This is a genomic window from Rhodoferax sp. (genome assembly GCF_023701345.1).
In the GTDB taxonomy this organism is placed as follows: domain Bacteria; phylum Pseudomonadota; class Gammaproteobacteria; order Burkholderiales; family Burkholderiaceae_C; genus Rhodoferax.
Window position 1 is genome coordinate 22,770 of record NZ_JAMPXE010000011.1, and the last position, 20,563, is coordinate 43,332.

General features: G+C 61.0%; 19 protein-coding genes. 6 read left to right on the forward strand and 13 right to left on the reverse strand.

Annotated features, from left to right (window positions below; genetic code table 11):
• Positions 1–4: 4 nt before the first annotated feature.
• Together NDI87_RS02885 and NDI87_RS02890 are read right to left on the reverse strand one after the other, a co-directional pair.
• Entirely contained in the window at positions 5–589 is a 585-nt protein-coding gene (locus NDI87_RS02885; protein ID WP_296273302.1) for a phosphoheptose isomerase, read from the reverse strand.
• Between the two features lie 73 nt (positions 590–662).
• Positions 663–1,076 (reverse strand): YraN family protein, encoded by a 414-nt coding sequence (locus NDI87_RS02890; RefSeq protein ID WP_296273303.1) that lies wholly within the window; start codon positions 1,074–1,076, stop codon positions 663–665.
• A gap of 23 nt (positions 1,077–1,099) precedes the next feature.
• Between NDI87_RS02890 and rsmI the strand changes: the two genes are divergently transcribed.
• The 3 genes from rsmI (at position 1,100) to NDI87_RS02905 (ending at position 4,511) form a co-directional block, all read left to right on the forward strand.
• Positions 1,100–2,017, forward strand: a complete 918-nt coding sequence (gene rsmI / locus NDI87_RS02895) for a 16S rRNA (cytidine(1402)-2'-O)-methyltransferase (protein ID WP_296273318.1) — start codon at positions 1,100–1,102, stop codon at positions 2,015–2,017.
• 78 nt (positions 2,018–2,095) lie between these two features.
• Positions 2,096–3,895, forward strand: coding sequence for a sensor histidine kinase (locus tag NDI87_RS02900; protein WP_296273304.1), 1,800 nt, complete (start codon positions 2,096–2,098; stop codon positions 3,893–3,895).
• Positions 3,879–4,511 (forward strand): response regulator, encoded by a 633-nt coding sequence (locus tag NDI87_RS02905; RefSeq protein WP_296273305.1) that lies wholly within the window; start codon positions 3,879–3,881, stop codon positions 4,509–4,511. The genes NDI87_RS02900 and NDI87_RS02905 overlap by 17 nt, the downstream gene beginning before the upstream one ends.
• Before the next feature lie 11 nt (positions 4,512–4,522).
• Here the strand turns inward: NDI87_RS02905 and NDI87_RS02910 are convergent, their stop codons facing one another.
• From NDI87_RS02910 to sucC, 9 genes are all read right to left on the reverse strand, one after another.
• Complete coding sequence (locus NDI87_RS02910) at positions 4,523–7,609, reverse strand: molybdopterin dinucleotide binding domain-containing protein (RefSeq protein WP_296273306.1); 3,087 nt, start codon at positions 7,607–7,609, stop codon at positions 4,523–4,525.
• Positions 7,606–8,691, reverse strand: coding sequence for an NrfD/PsrC family molybdoenzyme membrane anchor subunit (gene nrfD, locus NDI87_RS02915; protein WP_296273307.1), 1,086 nt, complete (start codon positions 8,689–8,691; stop codon positions 7,606–7,608). Before nrfD ends, NDI87_RS02910 begins: the two co-directional genes overlap by 4 nt.
• The gene (gene dsrO / locus NDI87_RS02920; protein ID WP_296273308.1) at positions 8,688–9,419 is read right to left on the reverse strand and encodes a sulfate reduction electron transfer complex DsrMKJOP subunit DsrO; all 732 of its coding nucleotides are present in this window, start codon (positions 9,417–9,419) and stop codon (positions 8,688–8,690) included. The genes nrfD and dsrO overlap by 4 nt, the downstream gene beginning before the upstream one ends.
• Before the next feature lie 126 nt (positions 9,420–9,545).
• A complete protein-coding gene (locus tag NDI87_RS02925; protein ID WP_296273319.1) occupies positions 9,546–10,337 on the reverse strand; it encodes a M48 family metallopeptidase in 792 nt (263 codons plus the stop codon).
• 78 nt (positions 10,338–10,415) lie between these two features.
• Complete coding sequence (locus NDI87_RS02930; RefSeq protein ID WP_296273309.1) at positions 10,416–12,788, reverse strand: ATPase, T2SS/T4P/T4SS family; 2,373 nt, start codon at positions 12,786–12,788, stop codon at positions 10,416–10,418.
• A gap of 119 nt (positions 12,789–12,907) precedes the next feature.
• Positions 12,908–13,552 (reverse strand): FHA domain-containing protein, encoded by a 645-nt coding sequence (locus NDI87_RS02935; protein WP_296273310.1) that lies wholly within the window; start codon positions 13,550–13,552, stop codon positions 12,908–12,910.
• 55 nt (positions 13,553–13,607) lie between these two features.
• Positions 13,608–14,375, reverse strand: coding sequence for a Stp1/IreP family PP2C-type Ser/Thr phosphatase (locus NDI87_RS02940; RefSeq protein ID WP_296273311.1), 768 nt, complete (start codon positions 14,373–14,375; stop codon positions 13,608–13,610).
• A gap of 162 nt (positions 14,376–14,537) precedes the next feature.
• The gene (sucD, locus tag NDI87_RS02945) at positions 14,538–15,431 is read right to left on the reverse strand and encodes a succinate--CoA ligase subunit alpha (protein WP_296160033.1); all 894 of its coding nucleotides are present in this window, start codon (positions 15,429–15,431) and stop codon (positions 14,538–14,540) included.
• A gap of 5 nt (positions 15,432–15,436) precedes the next feature.
• The gene (gene sucC, locus NDI87_RS02950; RefSeq protein WP_296273312.1) at positions 15,437–16,600 is read right to left on the reverse strand and encodes an ADP-forming succinate--CoA ligase subunit beta; all 1,164 of its coding nucleotides are present in this window, start codon (positions 16,598–16,600) and stop codon (positions 15,437–15,439) included.
• Between the two features lie 159 nt (positions 16,601–16,759).
• Between sucC and argC the strand changes: the two genes are divergently transcribed.
• Positions 16,760–17,695 carry an N-acetyl-gamma-glutamyl-phosphate reductase gene (gene argC / locus NDI87_RS02955; RefSeq protein ID WP_296273313.1) on the forward strand — a complete coding sequence of 312 codons (936 nt, stop codon included), beginning with the start codon at positions 16,760–16,762 and terminating at the stop codon, positions 17,693–17,695.
• A gap of 3 nt (positions 17,696–17,698) precedes the next feature.
• On the opposite strand, the gene recX is transcribed toward argC, so the two are convergent.
• Together recX and recA are read right to left on the reverse strand one after the other, a co-directional pair.
• Entirely contained in the window at positions 17,699–18,148 is a 450-nt protein-coding gene (recX, locus tag NDI87_RS02960) for a recombination regulator RecX (protein ID WP_296273314.1), read from the reverse strand.
• A gap of 114 nt (positions 18,149–18,262) precedes the next feature.
• Positions 18,263–19,345 carry a recombinase RecA gene (gene recA, locus NDI87_RS02965; RefSeq protein WP_296273315.1) on the reverse strand — a complete coding sequence of 361 codons (1,083 nt, stop codon included), beginning with the start codon at positions 19,343–19,345 and terminating at the stop codon, positions 18,263–18,265.
• Positions 19,346–19,499: 154 nt separating this feature from the next.
• Between recA and NDI87_RS02970 the strand changes: the two genes are divergently transcribed.
• Both NDI87_RS02970 and NDI87_RS02975 read left to right on the forward strand, forming a co-directional pair.
• Positions 19,500–19,973 carry a helix-turn-helix domain-containing protein gene (locus NDI87_RS02970; protein ID WP_296273316.1) on the forward strand — a complete coding sequence of 158 codons (474 nt, stop codon included), beginning with the start codon at positions 19,500–19,502 and terminating at the stop codon, positions 19,971–19,973.
• Positions 19,974–20,040: 67 nt separating this feature from the next.
• Positions 20,041–20,563: response regulator transcription factor (locus NDI87_RS02975; protein WP_296273317.1), on the forward strand; the 523-nt coding region annotated here is incomplete at its 3' end.

Genomic DNA, 20,563 nt, shown 5'->3' on the forward strand with positions numbered 1-20,563 from the left:
TTTCCTAATCGCCAAGTAGCAAGGTATCGACCGCATCGCACAGGCAATGCAGGGTCAGCAGGTGAACTTCCTGGATGCGCGCGGTGCGCTCGTGGGGCACACAGATGTGCACGTCGGTATCGCGCAGCGCCTGCACCATCTTGCCGCCGCCGCGACCGCTCAAACCAATCACCACCATGTCACGCTGGTGCGCCGCTTCGATGGCTGCCAGCACGTTGGCCGAGTTGCCACTGGTGGTGATGGCCAGCAGCACATCGCCCGGTTGACCCAGGGCCCGCACCTGGCGCGAAAACACATGGGTGAAGTCATAGTCGTTGGCAATCGCCGTCAGAATCGAACTGTCGGTGGTCAGCGCGATGGCCGCCAGCTCCGGGCGCTCGCGCTCGAAGCGGCCGACAAATTCGGCTGAAAAATGCTGGGCGTCGGCGGCCGAGCCGCCATTGCCACAACTCAGCACCTTGCCGCCGCTGGTGACACAGGCCATGAGCGCCTGCACGGCATCGGCAATGGGTTGACTGAGCAGCGGCGCGGCCTGGTATTTCAGGTCAGCACTGTCTATGAAATGTTGTTGGATACGTTGTTGCAGCATGGTCGCAATGATACCCGCGCAGGCCCGATACGCGTCTTCTCATGGTCCGTACCCTGCCCGACTTTGCAAAGTCTTACATTGCGTCTGCATCGAAGGCCCCGGGCAACCACTCGATCCCGTCCGCCTGCACCGCCACCACATCGAAGCGGCAAGGCGGCAGGGTACGCAGGCGCATCAGGTAGTGGCGTGCGGCAAACACAATGCGCTTTTGCTTGACCCAACTGACGCTGGCGGCAGCGCCGCCATGGCTGTTTGATGCGCGACGGCGCACCTCGACAAAGACACAGGTGCCATCGGGCGCACGCATGATCAGGTCAATTTCACCACCGCCCCGCCCCGGAGTTCGATAATTGCGCTCCAGCAGGCGCAAACCGGCGTGCTGCAAATGTGCCAGCGCCAGGTTTTCGGCCTGATCGCCCAGCTGCTTGGTTGTGGACGGCTGCAACGGCGCGGGTGCCGACCCCGATTTGACAAGAGGAATACCCATTGACTTCAAGCTCCTTGACTCCTGTGAGCGCCAGCTACGCCCAGGCCCTGCTGGCAGCGCAGCAGGCGTGTGGCCAGCAAAATTACCCGCGCGGCGCCTTGTACGTGGTGGCCACGCCGATCGGCAACCTGGCCGATATTAGCCTGCGCGCCTTGCATGTGCTGCAACTGGCCGATCTGATCGCCTGCGAGGACACGCGCCATACCCAGACCTTGTTGCGCGCCTACGGCATCGACAAGACGCCGGCGCAGTTGCTGGCGCTGCACCAGCACAACGAGGCGCAGGCGGCACAGGTGGTGCTGGAGCGGCTGCGCCAGGGCCTGCGCGTGGCCTATGTGAGCGATGCCGGCACGCCCGCCATCAGCGACCCCGGGGCCCGGCTGGTGGCGGACGCGCGCCAGGCCGGTTTGCCGGTGCTGCCGCTGCCCGGCGCCAGCAGCATCACCACGGTGCTGAGCGTGGCCGGCCTGACCCTGGACGCCCGGCACCCGGACGGCTTTGTCTTTGCCGGTTTTTTGCCCAGCAAGAGCGGCGAACGCAACACCGCGGTGCAGATCCTGGCCAAGGAGGCGCGGGCGGTGGTGCTGCTGGAAGCCCCGCACCGGATTGAGGCGCTGGCCACGGCGCTGGCCCTGTTGGGCACGCGGGCCGTCACGGTGGGGCGCGAACTGACCAAGCAGTTCGAGGAAATCGCCACACTGGCGGCGCAGGATTTTCCGGCCTGGCTGGCGCAGGACAGCAACCGCCTGCGCGGTGAATTCGCCCTGGTGCTGCACCCGGCCCCGGCCAGCGTGGCCAGTGGTCCCGACAGCCGTGTGCTGCAATTGCTGCTGGCCGAGCTGCCCCTCAAGACCGCCGTCAAGCTGGCTGCCGACATCACCGGCGAGCCGCGCAATGCGCTCTACGAGCTGGCCTTGGGCCTGAAGGGCAAAGCCGCCTGACTTTGCCATAACCGGTGGCTTCGGCCAGACCAGATCGGTTTGAAAAAATCGGCACAGGACTGTGTCTATACTGGTCGCATGGACAACGTCGGCTACCAAAAGACCTTGCGACCAAGCTGGTTTGTCGGCTTGATCATCCTCTTTTGTTTCAATCCATTCCAGGCCCTGGCAAAGGATGTGGCGATCGGTGTCTTTGCCTACCAGGGTGAGCAGGCAGCAACGTCCGATTGGAATCCGCTCATCAGTTACCTGAACCAAACGCTGCCAGATCACCGTTTCCGCCTGGAAAACCATGACGCCGAAAGCTTGCGCCAGGCCATCGCCGGGGAGCGCATCGATCTGGTGATCACCAACCCGGGGTACTACATCGCCATGGAGGCCGCATTCGGCCTCAGCCGCATCGCCACGCTGGAGTCTTCGGGCCTGTCGGCCGCCAAGGCGCTGGGCTCGGTGGTCCTGGTCCGGAGCGACCGAACGGATTTGCAGGAACTCTCCGACCTGGCGGGGAAACGTATGGCTGCCGTTGCACCGGACGCCTTTGGCGGCTACCTGCTGGCAGCCCAGGAAATGCTGCACAACGGGGTCGATCCGGAATCGGATCTCAAGGAAATTCGGTTCATTGGCTTGCCGATGGACCAGATCGTCGAGGCTGTGCAACAGGGCCAAGTGGATGCCGGCATCGTGCGCGCCTGTGTACCAGAGCAAATGGTGCGCGAAAAACGGCTCGCCCCAGCGGACTTCCGGGTGTTGTCGCAGCGCCAGGAAAACCAGTTTCCGTGCGCGCTGTCGACCCCCCTTTATCCGAACTGGCCGCTGGCCGTGACCCGGCAGACCGACCCGGTGCTGGCCAAACAGGTCGCCCGCGCCCTGTTGTCCATGCCACAAACAGCAGACGGCATGGGCTGGACTGTCCCGGCGGACTACCAGCCGGTACACGACTTGTACCGGGAACTGCGCGTCGGCCCGTACGCCTACCTGCGGGAAATCACGCCTGAAGGGCTGGCGCGGCGTTTCTGGCCCTGGCTGCTGGGTGCCTTGATGGCGTTGCTGGCCTGGATCATCCACACCGTCCGGGCCGAGCATCTGGTCCTGCGTCGGACCGCGCAATTGCGTGATTCGCTCCATGCCAGGGAGCAGGCAGAGACCCGCATGCGCGAAAGCCAGGAGCAGATGGAACACCTCTCAAGGCTGTCTGTGCTGGGCGAACTGTCGGGCAACCTGGCGCATGAACTGAACCAGCCCTTGACCACCATCGGCACCTATGCCCGCACCGTGCTGCGCCGCCAGGACAGCGGCCGCCTGACGCCGGAAGCCATCAGCGAAGCCTGCAGCCAGATCGTCAGCGAAGCCGAGCGGGCCGGCGGCATCGTGCAGCGCATCCGCCATTTCGCCAAAAAACGCAGCGCCGTGCGCGAGCCGGTTGACCTGGTGCTCATTGCCAAAGAAGCGCGCCACCTGATCATCGGCATGCTGGCCCATCCGCCCACCATCCACTTCGACAATCGGCTACCCGACCACTGCCGGGTGTTGGCGGACGGCCCGCAAATCCAGCAGGTCCTGCTGAACCTGATCAAAAATGCCCTTGATGCCGGGCGCAACCTGCCACCCGAGCGGCACCGTGTCCAGGTGATTGTTGAAGCCGTTGACCACTGGGTTCACCTCCACGTCATTGACCAGGGGTGCGGTCTCGAACCGCCGCAATTGGCGCACCTGTTCGAACCATTTTTTACCACCAAACCGGATGGTCTGGGCCTTGGCCTGCCGATCTGCAAAACCATCATCGAAGCCCATGGCGGCCGGCTCTGGGCCGAACCCAATGCCGCTGGCCCGGGCATGTGCTTTTCCTTCTCACTCCCCTGCCATGACCTACCCACCTGAAGATTGCCTCGTCCACGTCGTTGACGATGATGCTGGCCTGCGCCGCTCCCTGCGTTTTCTGCTCGATTCAGTGGGCTGGAGCGTCAGGCTCTACGCCTCGGCGGAAGAATTCCTCGACCTTGCCGCGCCGCCCACCCAGCCGTCCTGCCTGCTGCTTGACATCCGCATGCCGGCCATGAGCGGCCTGGAACTGCAACAGGTGCTGCGCGAGCGCGGTGTGCTTCTGCCGATCCTGTTCATGACCGGCCACGCCGATGTGTCGATGGCGGTGCAGGCCATGAAATCCGGCGCCAGCGACTTCATCGAGAAACCGTTCAAGGACCAGGTGCTGCTCGATACCGTGGCCGCGGCCATCCGGCGCAGTGCCGAGGCGCTGGAGGAAACGCAGCGGCGCGATGCCGCCTTGAGTGTGCTGGCCGCGCTCTCGCCCCGTGAAAAAGAAGCCGCCCGCCTGATCGCGCGCGGCCAACCGAACAAGCTGATTGCGGCCAGCCTGGGCATCAGCGAAAAGACGGTGCACATCCACCGTCAGCACATCATGGAAAAAGCCGCCATTTCATCTGCCGCCGAACTGGCCCGCCTGATGCTGCGGGCCGATCCGGCGGCGCTGGATTAGCGCTGCGTCGCTCAGGCCCGGCGCAGGGTCGCCGGCAAGCCGTTGCGCACCGCGGCGCCGGAGACCGCATCGACCCAGGGCGATTTGTCAGGGCGGGTCGGGTCGATCAGGCCAATGTCGTTCAGGTTGACCCCGGCCGCCAGACGCCGGTCCTGCGGCTGGCGGGCCTCTCCAAGGCGATGCGCCCGAGCCCCCAGTTCACGATGGCCGAAGCCATGCTCGAATGCCGCCACCCCAGGCGTGATGCCGGCATGCACCATGACCCGGGCCTTGAGGCTGCCCGCCGGCGTCGTGATCACCGTCAGATCGCCCATTTTCAAATGCAGGCGCTGGGCATCGTCCGGATGGATCAGCACCGGGTTTTCCGGATGCAGGCCGAGCAGACGGGTGGCCCCGATCGAGTACGGGTTTTGCAGCGCCGACTTGTAGCTGACCAGTTGCATGGGCCACTTGTCAACCGGATAGAGCTTGCGCACTGGCGTGCCATCGGCAAACGAGGGCTCGACCCAGCTCGCGCAACCGCTGTAGCGTTTGCCCGTCAGGCTGTTCTTCGAGGCGCCGACATTCTCGTTCCACAAATGGGACATGGCCTTCATCGGGTTACGCATCCACTCCGGATTTTCCTCGTCGTAGGCGTCCTTGCCCGGCTGATAGCGACCGCCCCGGCTGAACAGGAAAGCGACCTTGGCCACCTCTTCAGGCTTCAGCGTCTTTTCCAGCAACGGGCGAATGCGCTCGACACCGCTGAGGCGAATGTCGTCCTCGGTCGCATCGGCCACCGGCTCCTTGCCCAGCCAGGCAATGTTGGCGCCACCGCGCAAGTACCAGTCCTCGGGCCCGTTCAGGTCATAGGTGTTGCCGTCCGGATCACTGAGCGCCGCCGCGCCAAAGCCGGGCAGCTGCATGGCCTTGGCCAGCGCGATGAAGAAGGTTTCCATGCCGATGGCACGGCCCTCGGGCGTCTTCGCCGCTTTGGGCTCGATGACCGGCCAGCGCGCGCCCATCGCCTTGGTGGGGACGCCGTTCCAGGCCGCCACCCAGCCCCAGCTCTCGTACATCAGCGAATCCGGAATGATGTAGTCGGCGTAGGCGTTGCTCTCGTTGATGAAGGGGTCGACCGAGATGATCAGTGGCAGCTTTTTCGGATCGGCCAGGTCCTTGGCAATCTTGTTGCGCAGACCAGTGACGCCGTACAGCGGATTGGACGACCAGAGCACCAGCGCCTTCAGCGCATAAGGGTAGCCACTGATGCCGCCGGGCAGCAGTTCGGTGGTGAGGCCGGGCGCATTGGGAAACCATGGCGCGGTTGCCGGATAGGGCTTGTTGTCCGCTTTCCTGGCGGCAAATTCGGCGGTTTTCTCATAAGGCACATTGCGCCCCAGCGGGGTGCCGGAAGGCTTGACCATGCCGGGAAAAGTAGCCAGGTTGTAGCGCGGCCCCTCGCCGCTGTCCTTGAAGCCGCCGCCGTTGGCAACGAAACCGCCCTTCCAGTTGATATTGCCCAGCAGCGCATTGATGCTCATCAGCGCATAGGCGTTGTAGAAACCGCTGCCACTCATCATGCCGCCGTGGGCGATGACCGAGGCGTGTTTGCCGTGCGAGGCCAGCTCCTTGGCCAGCGCCGCCAGGGTCTCGGCCGGGATGCCACAGGCCTGGGCATAGGCGCCCAGCTCCATGCGCATGGCTTCTTCACGCAGCAGTTGCAGCGAGGACTTAACCCGGATCTCCTGGCCGCCGACCGCCAGCATGGTGTCAACAAACAGAGGGGCCGGACCCTTGGCCTGGTCGCTGAACACCGGCTTGCCCGCATCATCCAGACAAACGAAGGCATCGCCCTCTTTGTAGCGTTCTTCTTCAGGCATTTCGACGCCCAGGTCGGAGGCGCGCAGGAAGCGCCGCTCGCGCGGATGTTTCGGCTCAACCACGACCAGATGGGTCGCGTTGGAGAACGAGGGTTCGCCATTTTCCTTGGCCAGTTCAGCGTTCGGAAAACTCAGGAACCGGCTGTCAATGCGTTCGTTCTCGAACAGCCAGCGGATGATGGACATTGCCATCGCACCGTCGGTTCCCGGGCGGATGGGCAACCAGCGACCCCGATCACCACTGGCGCGGTTGTCGGCGTGGGTCAGCACCGGGTCGACCACCACATAGGACAGCTTGCCCTCGGTGCGCGCCTTGGCGACCAAGGTGCCCTGGCGCTTGAACGGGTTGCCGGCCTGCCCGGGTGCCGTGCCGACAAAGAGCACAAACTCCGCATTGGCAAAATCCGGCTTGCAATGCGGCATGGCCTTCATGTCGCCGAACAGTGCGCCCGAACCCGAACGGTAGGAGCCGCCGCAATAAGAGCCATGGCCGACGAAGTTGAGGGTGCCGTAGGACTGCTGGAAGAATCGGCGCGCGAAGCTGTCACGACCATCGTTGACGCTGGACAGCACCGCCACCTGGTTGACGCGGGGCCCGAGCGCCGGCTGGGTGCTGTCAATGGGCGTTTTCAGATCGCGCAGGGCAGCCAGTCCATCGACGTGCCCTTCGCCAAACAAGTCGCCGCCTTCGACCAGCTCCTTGACCAGTTGATCAAAGGCAATCGGCTCCCATTGACCGCTGTTGCGCGAACCGACGCGCTTGAGCGGCGTCAGGACGCGATACGGCGAGTCAATTTGCTGCGCCACCGCGTTGCCGCGTCCGCAAGCCGTGGAGCGCCCCGCCAAGCCCTTGCCCTTGTGGGCGGAAATGGCAATGAAACTCTCACGCACGCTGGCCTTCATCGGCAGGTGCGGATCGGTGGAAAGGGGACTGTAGGGGTTGCCCGCGACCCGCAGCACTTTGCCTGAAGCACGGTCGATGCGCACGCGCACGCCGCACATCGTGGTGCAACCCAGGCAAGTCGTGTAGCTGATCTGCTGGGCTGGATTGATGTCGAGATTGCCCTGGCGATCCACGCGGAACTCGGGTGCCGGGGCGTCCCCCGCTGTTTTGTGCTTGGGGGCATCCTTGCCAAGCAGCTTGCCAACCACACGGCCCGCGGTTTCGGAGTAGCCGACGGCAAAGGCGGCCAGACCACCAAGTGCGAGAACTTGACGACGTTTGCTGATTTTCATGATTGAACTCCGTGGTCTTGCGCCAGATCGTCCCAAGGGATAAGGCTGGTCAGAACAATGTAAAGGGTGAGACACAGACCGACCATGCCGACGATGCCCAGCAGGCCATCGGGCGTCAGGGTCAGGGCATAGTGAGGGGTGGTGGCGCCCATCTTGGGCAGGCTCTGGCTGACCATCAGGACGACCCAGCGCACCAGCCAGGCCCCCTGCAGGGCGAAGAGCGCCGGCAGGACCAGCGTATGACGCCGGGAGCTAGCGAGCCACAGCGTGAGCAGGGTGCTGCCCATCAGCCAGGCGCCGGTAACCCACCAGCTGAACGCGCCCTGCATCGCCGCCAGCGCCTCGGCCGCTGCACGCGATAAGCCGGATACACCCGTCAGCCACCAGACCAGCAATAGCAACAGGGTTGCCCATTGGCTGCGCACCAGCCAGCGATTGAGCAAAGGCGCAGCCGTCTTGTGGCCACCCAAGGCTTCAAACAGGCCGGTCATGCCCAGGCCGCCGCTCAGCGCAGTGACCAAAAAGAGCAGTGGCAGCACCGGGCTGTGCCACAGTGGTCGCGCCTGCACCACCATCACTTCCATGCCGGTGTAGAGCAGGATCAGCGCAGCGCCTATGCCGCCAAGAAGCGCCGCCGCCTTGATGGCGCCCGGGTTGTCATGGCCACCCAAGGCCAGCAGGCGGTAGACCCCGGCGAACTTGGCGCCGGATCCGCCCAATGCGGCCAGTTGCGGGCGCAAACAGAGCCAGGCGTAGAGGAACAGTCCGGACAGGTACAGCGGAATAAAGAAGGACCCCCAGGCCATCCATGACCCTAAATTCGGGTGCAGGTAAAAATTGAGGAATCGTCCTGGCTGGTGCAGGTCGGCCAGCAAGGCGACCGGACCGGCCAAGCCGCAGACCAGTGCCACCAGCAGCGCCCGCCGGGAGACATTGCGCCAGTCGGGATGGCGCCAGGCAAGCCCGGGCAAGGACAACAAGAAGGCACTGGTGGAAATGCCGATCAGAAAGAAATAGGTCACGGCCCAGGGCAACCAGGCCGGCTCCCGTGCAAAACCCAGAATTTCAACCGTCGTGTTCATGTTGATGCTCCTTGTTGGCTCGGACGCCACATCATGTCGGCGGCAGAAGCGCCATCCACTCGGCCATTCAGGTGTGCGTCAAGGCCGATATAGAAGACCCTGGGCGACGTTTTGGCTTCCGGTTTCAGCACCTGAATGTGCCCCTCAGCCGCCTTCAGCCGCTGGCTGATCTCGCTGTGCGGGTCATTGGTATCGCCAAATATGCGTGCGCCGCCAACACAGGTTTCGACACAAGCGGGCAGCAGTCCGGCTTCGAGCCGATGGCTGCAAAAGGTGCACTTGTCGGCCTTGCCGGTGTCGTGATTGATGAAGCGCGCGTCGTACGGGCAGGCCTGGACGCAGTAGGCGCAGCCAACGCAACGGTCGCCGTCCACCAGCACAATGCCGTCCTCACGTTTAAAGGTAGCGCCCACCGGACACACGGGAATGCAGGGCGGCTGGTCACAGTGGTTGCACAAACGCGGCAGCACGGAGAGGCCGGTTTTGCCGTCCTGGCCAGTGACCGCGTAGGTCGCCACCACCGTGCGGAATTGGCCCTCGGGGGAGGCGTTTTCCATGGCACAGGCCATGGTGCAGGCCTGACAGGCAATGCAACGCCGGGTATCGACCAGCATCGACCAATGCGGGCCGGATGTTTCTGCGGCCATGGCTGGGACCGCCAGACCCGCGGTGACTGCCGGCAAGGCCGCGAAGAAGGCGCGCCGGGAAAGATCAGGATGAGCACTCATGCAAAGCTCCGTTTTTTGATGACGGAGCAAGATTAAGTCTTGCGCTCAAAATTGAAAATTAGAAGAAATATACATGGCAATAGGTAAAAGTTCCTATCGCCTTGTTGCTGCGCCAAGTCTTCGCAACTATTTGACCTGGCCCCGCACGTACAGTGGCATCACCTTGGGCAAATTGGCCTGGATGTCGGCAATGCGGGTGTTGCCGGAGGGATGGGTTGACAACCATTGCGGTGGCGCCCCCCGGCTGGCTGCCGCCATTTTTTGCCACAGCGTGACACCGGCACGCGGATCAAAGCCGGCGCGCGCGGCGAGCTCCATGCCGACCAGGTCGGCATCGGATTCGTCGCTGCGGCTGAACTGCAGCGTGAGCAACTGCGCGCCGTAGCTGGTCACGGTCTGGCCCAACTGCCCCAGACCCAGCACATTGCTGAGCACATTGGCGCCGATACTGGTGGCCGCATTTTTCGCCATGCGGGCGCGAGCGTGCTCGCGCAGCGCGTGGGCAATCTCGTGGCCCATGACGGTGGCGATCTCGTCATCGGTCAATTGCAGCTGGTCCAGAATGCCGCTGTAAAACGCAATCTTGCCGCCCGGCATGCAAAACGCATTGATCTGCTTACTGCCGATCAGGTTGACCTCCCAGCGCCAGTTTCTGGCGCGCGGGTTCCAGCCCAGCGCATGGGGAATGATGCGTTGCGCAATGGCGCGCAAACGCCTGACTTGGGGATGGTTTTTGCCACCCAGCGCATTTTGGGCGGCGGCCTGTTGCAGCATCTCGGCATATTGCTGGGATGCCGATTGCTCCACGGTGTCGGCCGGCACCAGCCTGCTGAACAGCGAGTTGCCGCCCACTTCCACCCCTTCGCGGGCACCGCCCTGCGCCAGTGCCAGGCCAGGCGACAACAGCAGCAAGGCCATGCCCTGAAGCAGCGGCCGGCGCTGGCAGCACAGGCAAATGGTGTGGTTTGTCATGGTCTCTGGTTTACGGTTTTGGGACTATTTGATGCAAACCGAACGCACCATCTTCAGGTCGGTCAACCCCATCAGGACTTTCTCCATGCCGTCCATCTTCAGGGTACGCATGCCGCCTTCAACGGCTGCAGAGAAGATTTCAGCGACCCTGGCACGTTCCTGGATCAGCTTCTTGATGCCGTCGTCGGCAATCAGCAATTCATGCAGACCGACCCGGCCCTTGTAACCGGTTTGATGGCATTTGTCGCAGCCCACATGACGGTAAAGCTTGAGTTCGCCGCCGTCGCTGAATTCAGTTTTCCAGCGTTCGATGAGCTGTGCCAACTGCGCATCGTAATTGTCTTTCCATGAAGCAGAACGCCTCAATTCTTCGGCGTATTCCATGGCAAACAGGTGCAACTCCTCAGCATCCGGCACGTAGGATTCTTTGCAGACACACAACTTCTTGGCCAGGCGTTGCGCCAGGATGCCCAGCAGGGCATCGGCAAAATTGAACGGGTCCATGCCCATGTCGAGCAAGCGGGTGATGGACTCGGGGGCCGAGTTGGTGTGCAGCGTGGAAAACACCAGGTGGCCCGTGAGCGAGGCCTCCACCCCCATGGCCACGGTTTCATGGTCGCGCGACTCACCGACCATGATGATGTCGGGATCGGCCCGCAAAAAGGCGCGCATCACCAGCGCAAAGTCAATGCCGGCTTTTCTGTTGATCTGGACCTGGCGCAGGCCTTTCTGGGTAATTTCGACCGGATCTTCGGCGGTCCATATCTTGGTATCCGGCTTGTTGAGATGCTTCAGGATCGAGTGCAGCGTGGTGGTCTTGCCCGAACCGGTGGGGCCGCACACATAAAACAAACCATAGGGTTTTTCAACGGTTCTGATCACCCGCGCCATGTTGTGCCCGGTCAAACCCAATTTTTCCAACGGAATCGGTTCACCTGCGGCCAGAATCCGCATCACCACGTCTTCCACCCCACCAGCCGAGGGGATGGTGGCCACACGCAACTCAATGTCGACCGGACCGTACTTCTTGAATTTGATCTTGCCGTCCTGGGGTTTGCGGCGCTCCGAGATATCAAGATCACACATGATCTTCAGACGCGTCGCCATGGCCTGGCGAAAATGGGCCGGCACTTCGATGTAGGGCTGCAATGAACCGTCAATGCGAAAGCGGACCCCCGTTTTCATTTTGCCGGGCATGGGCTCAACGTGGATGTCGGACGCCCCCTGGTGGTAGGCATCCAGGATGATCTTGTTGACAAATTTGACGAGCTCATTGTCAGCGGCTGCGGACTCCAGCGATTCGTCATTGCTGCCATCGTCCATGGGTGAGCTGTCCATGTCAGCAAGCATGTCGCTGATGCTGCCACTCTCGGCCTCGATGCCAAAAATTTGGCCCAGGGTCTGCATGAACTCATGGTGCGTGGTGACCCGGTAGGCAAATTTGCTGAGACGCGGATAAACCTGCGCCACGATGCGTGAGCTGCGCACGGTCTCAGGATCCAGGCACATGATGACCAGACCGTCGGGCGACTCTTCCAGCGGAATCCAGCCCTGCTCTGTGATGAATTCGCGCTTGAGTTTGCCGTGCAGGTTCTCCGAGCGAACGCGGCCCTCGCTGAAAGACTCGTAGGGCACCCCAAAAAACTTGGCCAGCGAGGGACCGATCTGGACCGTGCGCACCTGGTAGTTGTTGAGCAGCAGATACTCGACGGTTTGTCCCTGTTCGCGCGCCTGCTTCAGGCAGCCCTGCAATTCTTCTGCTGTCATCACGCCGCTGGCGACCAGGTCGTCGTACTTGGTGACCATGCGGCGAACGCTTTCTTCTTGTTTGCGAATGCGTTGCCGGATGGCGGTGGCCAGGGTTTTGCTGAGCCGGCTGATGCCTTCAACATCCAGTTCACCGAACATCTGGTCATTTTTGTTGTTGATGATCTGCAGCACGCCATACAGCGTCTTGCCATCCAGAATCGGGGCCACCAGCATTTGCCGCGTGCGGTAGCCGGTGCGCTTGTCCACCGCTTTCAAGAAGGTCAGGTCAGGATGCACCAGCTTCAGGGCCGCGTCATCATAGACGTCCGGCAAATTGACCAGCTTTTGACTGAGGGCGACGTAACCCGCCACACTTTGCGGGCTGATCGGAAGCTTCAGGTCCTGGTTGCTGTTGAGTCCGGTTTTGACCTTGGAAATAATGGCATTGCGTTCCTCATTGACCACATAAAGCGTCAGCCGATCAGCATTGAACAACTCGCAAATATCCGGACTCGACTCCAACATGATTTGCTCAATGTTGTCGGTCTCATGGATACGCGCAGTCACTTGTTGCAACTGCTTGTAAAAAAGCGCGTCAAGGGTCATGTTGCCAAGATCCAGACTGGGCTGTTCGTAGAGGGTTTGCATTTTTCCTTGTTTCACGGACCTTGTGGATTTGGCTGACTTTACCGAACTGGTACTTTTAACCGATTTAGCAACTCCTAACTTGTCAAAAATTGACGTCAACCAGCTGAACATCTGACGGATCAGAACCACGCGAATTGCATCACAGTCCCGCTCAAAGCAATGAGATCACCCTGGTGCAACATGACAGGCTCCTGACCCACCGCCACGCCATTCAACAAGGGAACCTGTGCGCCCTCAACATGGTGTACAAAATAATTTGCATCGCGTCGCGTGATGGCGGCTATTGCCACGCCAGGCTTACCAAAGGTTGTCACTGTTTTTGTGAGCGGCAGTTCGCGTCCGGCGGCCGGGCCAGAGACGACCTTGATCAGACCCTGGAGGCAGACAGGCGGCTCTGCCATATCGCGGAAAGCTTGTGGCCAGGTGGCGTCATACGGGGGGTCGTCCTGGCTGTTCTGCGCCTCGTCATCATTGTCAGACTCCCATGAAAAAATGATTTTTAATTGGCCAATGGCAATGCTGTCATTTTCCTGCAGCACTTGCTTTTTAACCGCGCGACCGTTGACATAGGTGCCATTGGTGCTGTCAAGGTCTTCAATTGTTACCTGCTGATCTTGTTGAATCAGGCAGGCATGCCGGCCACTGACCGCCAGGTTGTCAAGGACAACATCGTTGTAGGGACGCCTGCCCAGAGTCGTGCGGTTTTTGGTCAGGCTGACTTCCTTGATGAGTTCACCGTCAAGTCTGATGGTGATTTTTGGCACGAAAACCTCCTCAAAATGGTTCTAATTATCCACCAAACCAATGCGGCGGCAATCCTTAGCTGGTAGTTGCATTATGGGCTTGAATCAACATCACCGTCACATTGTCCCGTCCGCCTTTGGCATTGGCCAGCTGAATCAACGCAGAGGCACGGGTGGCAATATCTGTGGCTTGACTCATCAGGTTGGCAATACTGGCATCGTCCACCATGTCACTCAAGCCATCGGAGCACATCAGGTAAAGGTCATCGGCTTCGACCGGATAAATCCTGACTTCGAGAGGCACCCTGGCTTCCACGCCGAGAGCCCGGGTCAGCAAGTTGCGGCCCGGGGCGTGGACGGCAAGGGCTCGGTTGATCAAGCCGGCATCCACCTGTTCCTGCAGCATCGAATGGTCTTTGGTCATTTGCGCCAAAGCACCGCCGCGCAAGCGATAACAACGTGAGTCACCCACATGGGTCAAAAACAGCCGGTCACCCTGAAAAACACCCACCACCACCGTGGTTCCCATGCCTTTGTAGGCGGGGTTGGTGGTAGCCGCTTGCCGGATCGCCTGATTGGCCTGGTCAACACTAACGACCAGCAAGCGACAGAGGTCGTCCGGATGATTCGACAACTCGCTGTTTGACAACCAGCGCGTCAACGTTGCAACAATCGAGGTGGTAGCCATGATGCTGGCAACTTCGCCCGCGTTATGCCCTCCCATGCCATCGGCCAACACTGCCACACCACAACTTTCGTCAAATAGAAAGTTGTCTTCGTTATTTTGACGAATCAGGCCCTGGTCAGTACTCGCGCAATAGTCGTAGTTCATTTGTGAGGTCATTCAAACAATCTTCCTCTTGCATCAGGGCTACCGCTGCGCTACAAAACCCGTAAAGCAAACTGTACCGGTCAACCCCAGATACAACAAAGCCGGATTTTCCATCAGGAAATCCGGCTCGGGGCTTTGACCCGGTCAAAAGCCTTGCTTTGCAAGTCTTGCTACTTACAGCATGGCTTTGAGCAGCTTGGCCATCTCGGACGGATTGCGCGTGACCTTGAAGCCACACTCTTCCATCACTGCCAGCTTGGCTTCCGCCGTGTCGGCTCCGCCGGAAATCAAGGCACCGGCGTGGCCCATGCGCTTGCCGGCAGGGGCGGTCACGCCAGCGATGAAGCCGACGATGGGTTTCTTCATGTTGAGCTTGCACCAGCGTGCGGCTTCAGCTTCGTCGGGTCCACCGATTTCACCGATCATGATGACGGCGTCAGTGTCAGGATCGTCATTGAAAGCCTGCATCACGTCGATGTGCTTCAGCCCGTTGATCGGGTCGCCACCAATGCCGACGGCGCTGGACTGGCCCAGACCGATTTCGGTCAACTGTGCCACAGCTTCGTAGGTCAACGTGCCGGAGCGGCTGACCACACCAATGCGACCCTTGCGGTGGATGTGACCGGGCATGATGCCGATCTTGATTTCGTCAGGGGTGATCAAACCGGGGCAGTTGGGGCCGAGCAGCAGGGTCTTTTTGCCGCCAGCAGCTTCCTTGGCCTTCATGCGGTTGCGCACTTCGAGCATGTCGCGCACCGGGATGCCTTCGGTGATACAAATCGCCAGGTCCAGGTCAGCCTCGACGGCTTCCCAGATGGCGGCGGCGGCGCCGGATGGCGGCACATAGATCACGCTGACGGTAGCGCCCGTTTCAGAAGCCGCTTCCTTGACCGAGGCGTAGATCGGAATGTTGAAGATCGACTCGCCGGCCTTCTTGGGGTTCACGCCCGCGACAAAGCAATTCTTGCCATTGGCGTATTCCTGGCACTTTTCAGTGTGGAACTGACCGGTCTTGCCCGTGATGCCCTGGGTGATGACCTTGGTGTCTTTGTTGATGTAGATAGACATTTTGTTTAACCTTTCACCGCTTTAACTGCTGCTTGTGCAGCCTCTGCCATGGTGTCCACGGAAATGATCGGCAGGCCGCTGTCTTTCAGCATCTTCTTGCCCAGCTCTTCGTTGGTGCCCTTCATGCGCACGACCAGTGGCACGTTCAGGTTGGTGGCCTTGCAGGCGCTGATCACGCCAGTGGCAATGGTGTCGCACTTCATGATGCCGCCAAAGATATTGACCAGAATGGCCTTGACCTTGGGGTTTTTCAGCATGATCTTGAAGGCTTCGGTGACCTTCTCGGGGGTGGCGCCGCCGCCCACGTCCAGGAAGTTGGCGGGCTCGGCGCCAAACAGCTTGATGGTGTCCATGGTCGCCATGGCCAGGCCGGCACCGTTGACCAGGCAGCCGATATTGCCGTCCAGGCTGATGTAGGCCAGGTCAAACTTGCTGGCTTCGACTTCGGCCGGGTCTTCTTCGTCGAGGTCGCGGTAAGCCACGATTTCGGGGTGACGGTAGAGGGCGTTGGCGTCAAAGTTGAACTTGGCGTCCAGCGCAATCACATTGCCCTTGCCGTCGCGGTTCAGCGGGTTGATTTCGACCAGGGACGCGTCGGTGTCCATGTAGCACTTGTAGAGCTTCTGGAAGATGTCCACAGCTTGTGCCGTCGAGCCAGCGGGCATGCCAATGGCGTCGGCAATCTTCCTGGCTTGTTCGTCACCCAGACCCGTGAGCGGGTCGATGAACTCGGTGATGATTTTCTCGGGCGTGGAATGGGCCACTTCCTCGATGTCCATGCCACCTTCGCTGGAGGCAATGAAGGCCAGCTTTTGCGTGGCACGATCCGTCACGATGGAGACGTAGTATTCCTTCTGGATATCGGCACCGTCCTCAATGTAGAGGCGGCGTACCTTTTGGCCTTCCGGGCCGGTCTGGTGGGTCTTGAGCTGCATGCCCAGGATTTCGCCAGCGATGCGCTTGACATCTTCAATGGTCTTGGCCACCTTGACGCCACCACCCTTGCCACGGCCCCCGGCATGAATCTGCGCCTTGACAACCCACACCGGGCCGCCGAGTTTTTGAGCGGCTTCCACCGCCTCTTGAACGGTGAACGCTGCAATGCCGCGAGGCACTGGCACACCAAATTGACGCAAGATTTCCTTGCCTTGGTACTCGTGAATTTTCATGAGCTCTCTCTCAGGAATGAATGGTTGATAGCCGTCTGACTTGCCAACAAGACAATATCAGGGACACCGTGCGAAGCAACTCCGGACTGTATCATGCTGCATTGCGGCAATCTGTTGCCAGACTTACGCGCGTATTATTTTTCAGGAGTTGACTTCACCATGCAAAAAATCTTCATCGACGGCGAAGCAGGCACCACCGGTTTGCAAATTCGCGAACGCCTGCAAACCCTGCCTGGCATCGCACTCATCAGCATCGCGCCCGAACACCGCAAGGATGTTGCTGCCAAGCGCGAACTGATGGCGCAGGCCGATCTGGTGGTGCTGTGCCTGCACGACGATGCGGCGATTGAATCGGTGGCCATGATTGACGCACTGGCAGCCAGCACGGGTCAGGCTGGCCCCAAGATCATTGACGCCTCGACCGCGCACCGCACGGCTCCGGGCTGGGTCTATGGGTTTCCTGAGCTGGCCGCAGGGCAACGTGAAGCCATCCAGAGCGCACGCCGCGTGGCCAATCCGGGTTGCTATGCCACCGGCGCCATTGCGCTGCTTCGGCCACTGATCGATGCCGGGCTGATCCCGGTCGATTTTCCGTTGTGCCTGCCTTCGGTCAGCGGTTATTCGGGCGGCGGCCGCCCCATGATCGAGGCCTACGAGCAAGGCACGGCTCCGGCCTTTGAGTTGTATGGCCTGGGTTTGAAGCACAAGCACATCCCGGAAATCATGGCTCTGACCGGCCTGACGCGCCGCCCTTTGTTTGTGCCCTCGGTGGGCAACTTCAAACAGGGCATGCTGGTTCAGCTGCCGCTGCATCTGGACCTGTTGCCGGGACGGCCCGGCGCCGACGACCTGCAACAGGCGCTGGCGCGCCATTACGCCCACAGCGAATGGGTCAAGGTGCTGCCTGCCACCCCGGACAACAAGCTCGATGCGGTAGCGCTGGCCGGCACCAACCAATTGGAGCTGCGGGTGTTTGCCAACCGTGATGCGGGTGATGGTTTTCAGCATGCGGTACTGGTGGCGCGACTGGACAACCTGGGCAAAGGCGCCAGTGGTGCTGCGGTGCAAAATTTGCAGTTGATGCTGGGACTGTAAAGCTCAATCGTTGTCGCCACCCGACACCACCCGGTGAATAGTGTCGCCGCCAAAACCGCGGCTGGCCAGAAAACGCATTTGCCGGGCCCGCTCGGCAGCATCTTCAGGCGAATGCCCAAACTTCTTCTGCCAAACCGCCAAGGCACGTGCCAGTTCGGTGCTTCGCAATTCAGCCACCGCATCTGACACCGTTTGCGAATCCAGGCCCTTGGCCTGCAACTCCTGTTTGATCCGTGACGCGCCGAGCTTGGCGGCGCGCCGGTTCAGCACCGACTCGACCACCCGCTGCTCACTAATAAAGCCCTTGGCCTGCAAATCATCCAGCGCCAGCGCCAAACTGCCCGGTTCCTCTTCAAAACGCTGCAGCTTGCGCTCCAGCTCAGTGCGCGAATGCTCACGGCCGCTGAGCAGGCGCAGGGCGCGGCCTTTGAGCGAGGGCTGATCAAAAGGCATGGCTTGTCACTTCGCTGCGTTTCATTTCAGGACCAGGTTCGGTCATTGCGAACGCAGTGAAGCAATCCATAACTTCCGAATCCATAGACTGCCGCGCTTCGCTCGCAGTGACGGTCAGGCGGCTTTCTTGGCTGCCGCTTTGGGGGTTGCCTCAGCTGTTTCGGCACCGGCCAGCAGCGGAATGCCCAGGGAGGCGCGCACCTTGTTTTCAATCTCTTGCGACAGGCCCGGGTTTTCTTTCAGGAAATCCCGCGCGTTGTCACGACCCTGGCCGACTTTTTCACCGTTGTAGGCGTACCAGGCGCCTGACTTGTCGAGGATGTTGGCGGTGACACCCATGTCGATGATCTCGCCCTCACGGCTGATGCCCTGACCGAACAGGATGTCGAACTCGGCCGTTTTGAACGGCGGCGCCACCTTGTTCTTGACCACCTTGACCTTGGTTTCGTTGCCGATGGCTTCGTCGCCTTTCTTGATGGTGCCGGTGCGCCGGATGTCGAGCCGCACCGAGGCGTAAAACTTCAGCGCATTGCCGCCGGTGGTGGTTTCGGGCGAACCGAACATGACGCCGATCTTCATGCGGATCTGGTTGATGAAGATCACCATGCAGTTGGTTTTCTTGATGTGGGCTGTGAGTTTGCGCAGCGCCTGGCTCATCAGGCGGGCCTGCAAGCCGGGCAGGCTGTCGCCCATTTCGCCTTCAAGCTCGGCTTTTGGCGTCAAGGCCGCCACCGAGTCGACCACGATCAGATCCACGGCGCCAGAGCGCACCAGGCTGTCCACAATCTCCAGCGCCTGCTCACCGGTGTCAGGTTGGCTGATCAGCAGGTCCTGCAGATTCACACCGAGGTTTTGCGCATACTGGATGTCAAGCGCGTGCTCGGCATCGACAAAAGCGCACTGACCACCGGTTTTTTGCATTTCGGCAATCACCTGCAGCGTCAAGGTGGTCTTGCCGCTGGATTCCGGCCCGTAAATCTCCACCACCCGGCCGCGCGGCAGGCCACCGACGCCGAGGGCAATGTCCAAGCCCAAGGAGCCGGTGGAGACCACCTGGATGTCTTCGATGACCTCGCCCTCGCCCAAACGCATGATGGTGCCCTTGCCAAATTGCTTTTCAATTTGGGCCAGCGCCACTTGCAGGGCTTTGGCTTTTTCGGGATTGATGGGGGTGGCGGCTCTGACGGGTGCATCCATGGTTTCTCTCCTGGGGTTGAAGTCGATTGCCAACAACTTGGCAATATCTGCATCCTCTGTTTTTAACAACAGGCTGGATACTTGAACAGTAGTTTATTTCGATTGTTGAATTTCGTAAACTTATTTTTTAGTCAATTTGGTTTACTATTTGTGCATGGCAACACGCACCCCCGGCAACCCCTGGCGCCAGACCCACATGGGCTACTGGCTGGCCCAGGCCTCGGCGCGTTTTGACGCCCGTGTGCTGGCGTTGATGGCGGCCAATGACAGCATGCCGCTGGCCCTGGCCAACCTGGCGGCGCGCGGCCACCTGACCGCCTCCCACGTCCACATCACCCGGCACCTGGCTTTGGCAGGTTCCCGCCTGACCGAGCTGGCCGCCCGCGCCGGGGTCAGCAAACAGGCCATGGGCAAGCTGGTGGACCAGTGCGAAGCCTGGGGTCTGGTGCAACGCCAGTGCGACTTGCGCGACGCACGCGCCTGCCTGGTGGTCTTCACCCCAACGGGCCTGAGCTGGTTACAGGCTTTCAAAGAAGCCGTCACGCAAGCGCAAAACGAACTGCAGGATGCCGTGGGCCAGGAGGTGGCCACCGTCATGGCCCTCGGGCTGGAAGCCTATGCCGCCTAGAATGCCTGAACAAAGACAGCACGCAGCATGAAAATTTCATCAAACTGACCCAAAAGAGGAGACCTTGATGCGCATTTTGATAGCCGAAGACGACCAGGTTCTGGCGGATGGCCTGTTGCGCACCTTGCGCAGTTCGGGCGCCGCTGTCGACCATGTGGCCAGCGGCAGCGAGGCCGACGCCGCGCTGATGACCAACACCGAGTTTGACCTGTTGATTCTCGATCTTGGGCTGCCCAGGATGCACGGCCTGGAGGTGCTCAAGCGCCTGCGTTCCCGCGGCTCAACCTTGCCGGTGCTGATCCTGACGGCTGCTGACAGCATCGAAGAGCGCGTCAAGGGACTCGATTACGGCGCCGACGACTACATGGCCAAACCCTTCAGCCTGCAGGAACTCGAAGCCCGCGTGCGCGCCCTGAGCCGACGCGGCATGGGCGCGGCCAGCAGCACCATCAAGCACGGGCCGCTGATTTATGACCAGGGCGGCCGCGTCGCCAGCATCGATGGCGTCATGCTCGAACTGTCGGCGCGTGAGCTTGGCCTGCTCGAGGTCCTGCTGCAGCGCGCCGGCCGGCTGGTCAGCAAAGACCAGT

Coding starts and splice junctions, on each gene's coding strand:
- recA (WP_296273315.1), bottom strand. CDS start 19,345: ATGGATGCACCCGTCAGAGCCGCCACCCCCATCAATCCCGAAAAAGCC.
- recX (WP_296273314.1), bottom strand. CDS start 18,148: ATGCCTTTTGATCAGCCCTCGCTCAAAGGCCGCGCCCTGCGCCTGCTC.
- argC (WP_296273313.1), top strand. CDS start 16,760: ATGCAAAAAATCTTCATCGACGGCGAAGCAGGCACCACCGGTTTGCAA.
- NDI87_RS02890 (WP_296273303.1), bottom strand. CDS start 1,076: ATGGGTATTCCTCTTGTCAAATCGGGGTCGGCACCCGCGCCGTTGCAG.
- NDI87_RS02970 (WP_296273316.1), top strand. CDS start 19,500: ATGGCAACACGCACCCCCGGCAACCCCTGGCGCCAGACCCACATGGGC.
- NDI87_RS02885 (WP_296273302.1), bottom strand. CDS start 589: ATGCTGCAACAACGTATCCAACAACATTTCATAGACAGTGCTGACCTG.
- NDI87_RS02930 (WP_296273309.1), bottom strand. CDS start 12,788: ATGCAAACCCTCTACGAACAGCCCAGTCTGGATCTTGGCAACATGACC.
- dsrO (WP_296273308.1), bottom strand. CDS start 9,419: ATGAGTGCTCATCCTGATCTTTCCCGGCGCGCCTTCTTCGCGGCCTTG.
- nrfD (WP_296273307.1), bottom strand. CDS start 8,691: ATGAACACGACGGTTGAAATTCTGGGTTTTGCACGGGAGCCGGCCTGG.
- sucD (WP_296160033.1), bottom strand. CDS start 15,431: ATGTCTATCTACATCAACAAAGACACCAAGGTCATCACCCAGGGCATC.
- NDI87_RS02910 (WP_296273306.1), bottom strand. CDS start 7,609: ATGAAAATCAGCAAACGTCGTCAAGTTCTCGCACTTGGTGGTCTGGCC.
- NDI87_RS02900 (WP_296273304.1), top strand. CDS start 2,096: ATGGACAACGTCGGCTACCAAAAGACCTTGCGACCAAGCTGGTTTGTC.
- NDI87_RS02925 (WP_296273319.1), bottom strand. CDS start 10,337: ATGGCCTTGCTGCTGTTGTCGCCTGGCCTGGCACTGGCGCAGGGCGGT.
- NDI87_RS02905 (WP_296273305.1), top strand. CDS start 3,879: ATGACCTACCCACCTGAAGATTGCCTCGTCCACGTCGTTGACGATGAT.
- sucC (WP_296273312.1), bottom strand. CDS start 16,600: ATGAAAATTCACGAGTACCAAGGCAAGGAAATCTTGCGTCAATTTGGT.
- NDI87_RS02940 (WP_296273311.1), bottom strand. CDS start 14,375: ATGACCTCACAAATGAACTACGACTATTGCGCGAGTACTGACCAGGGC.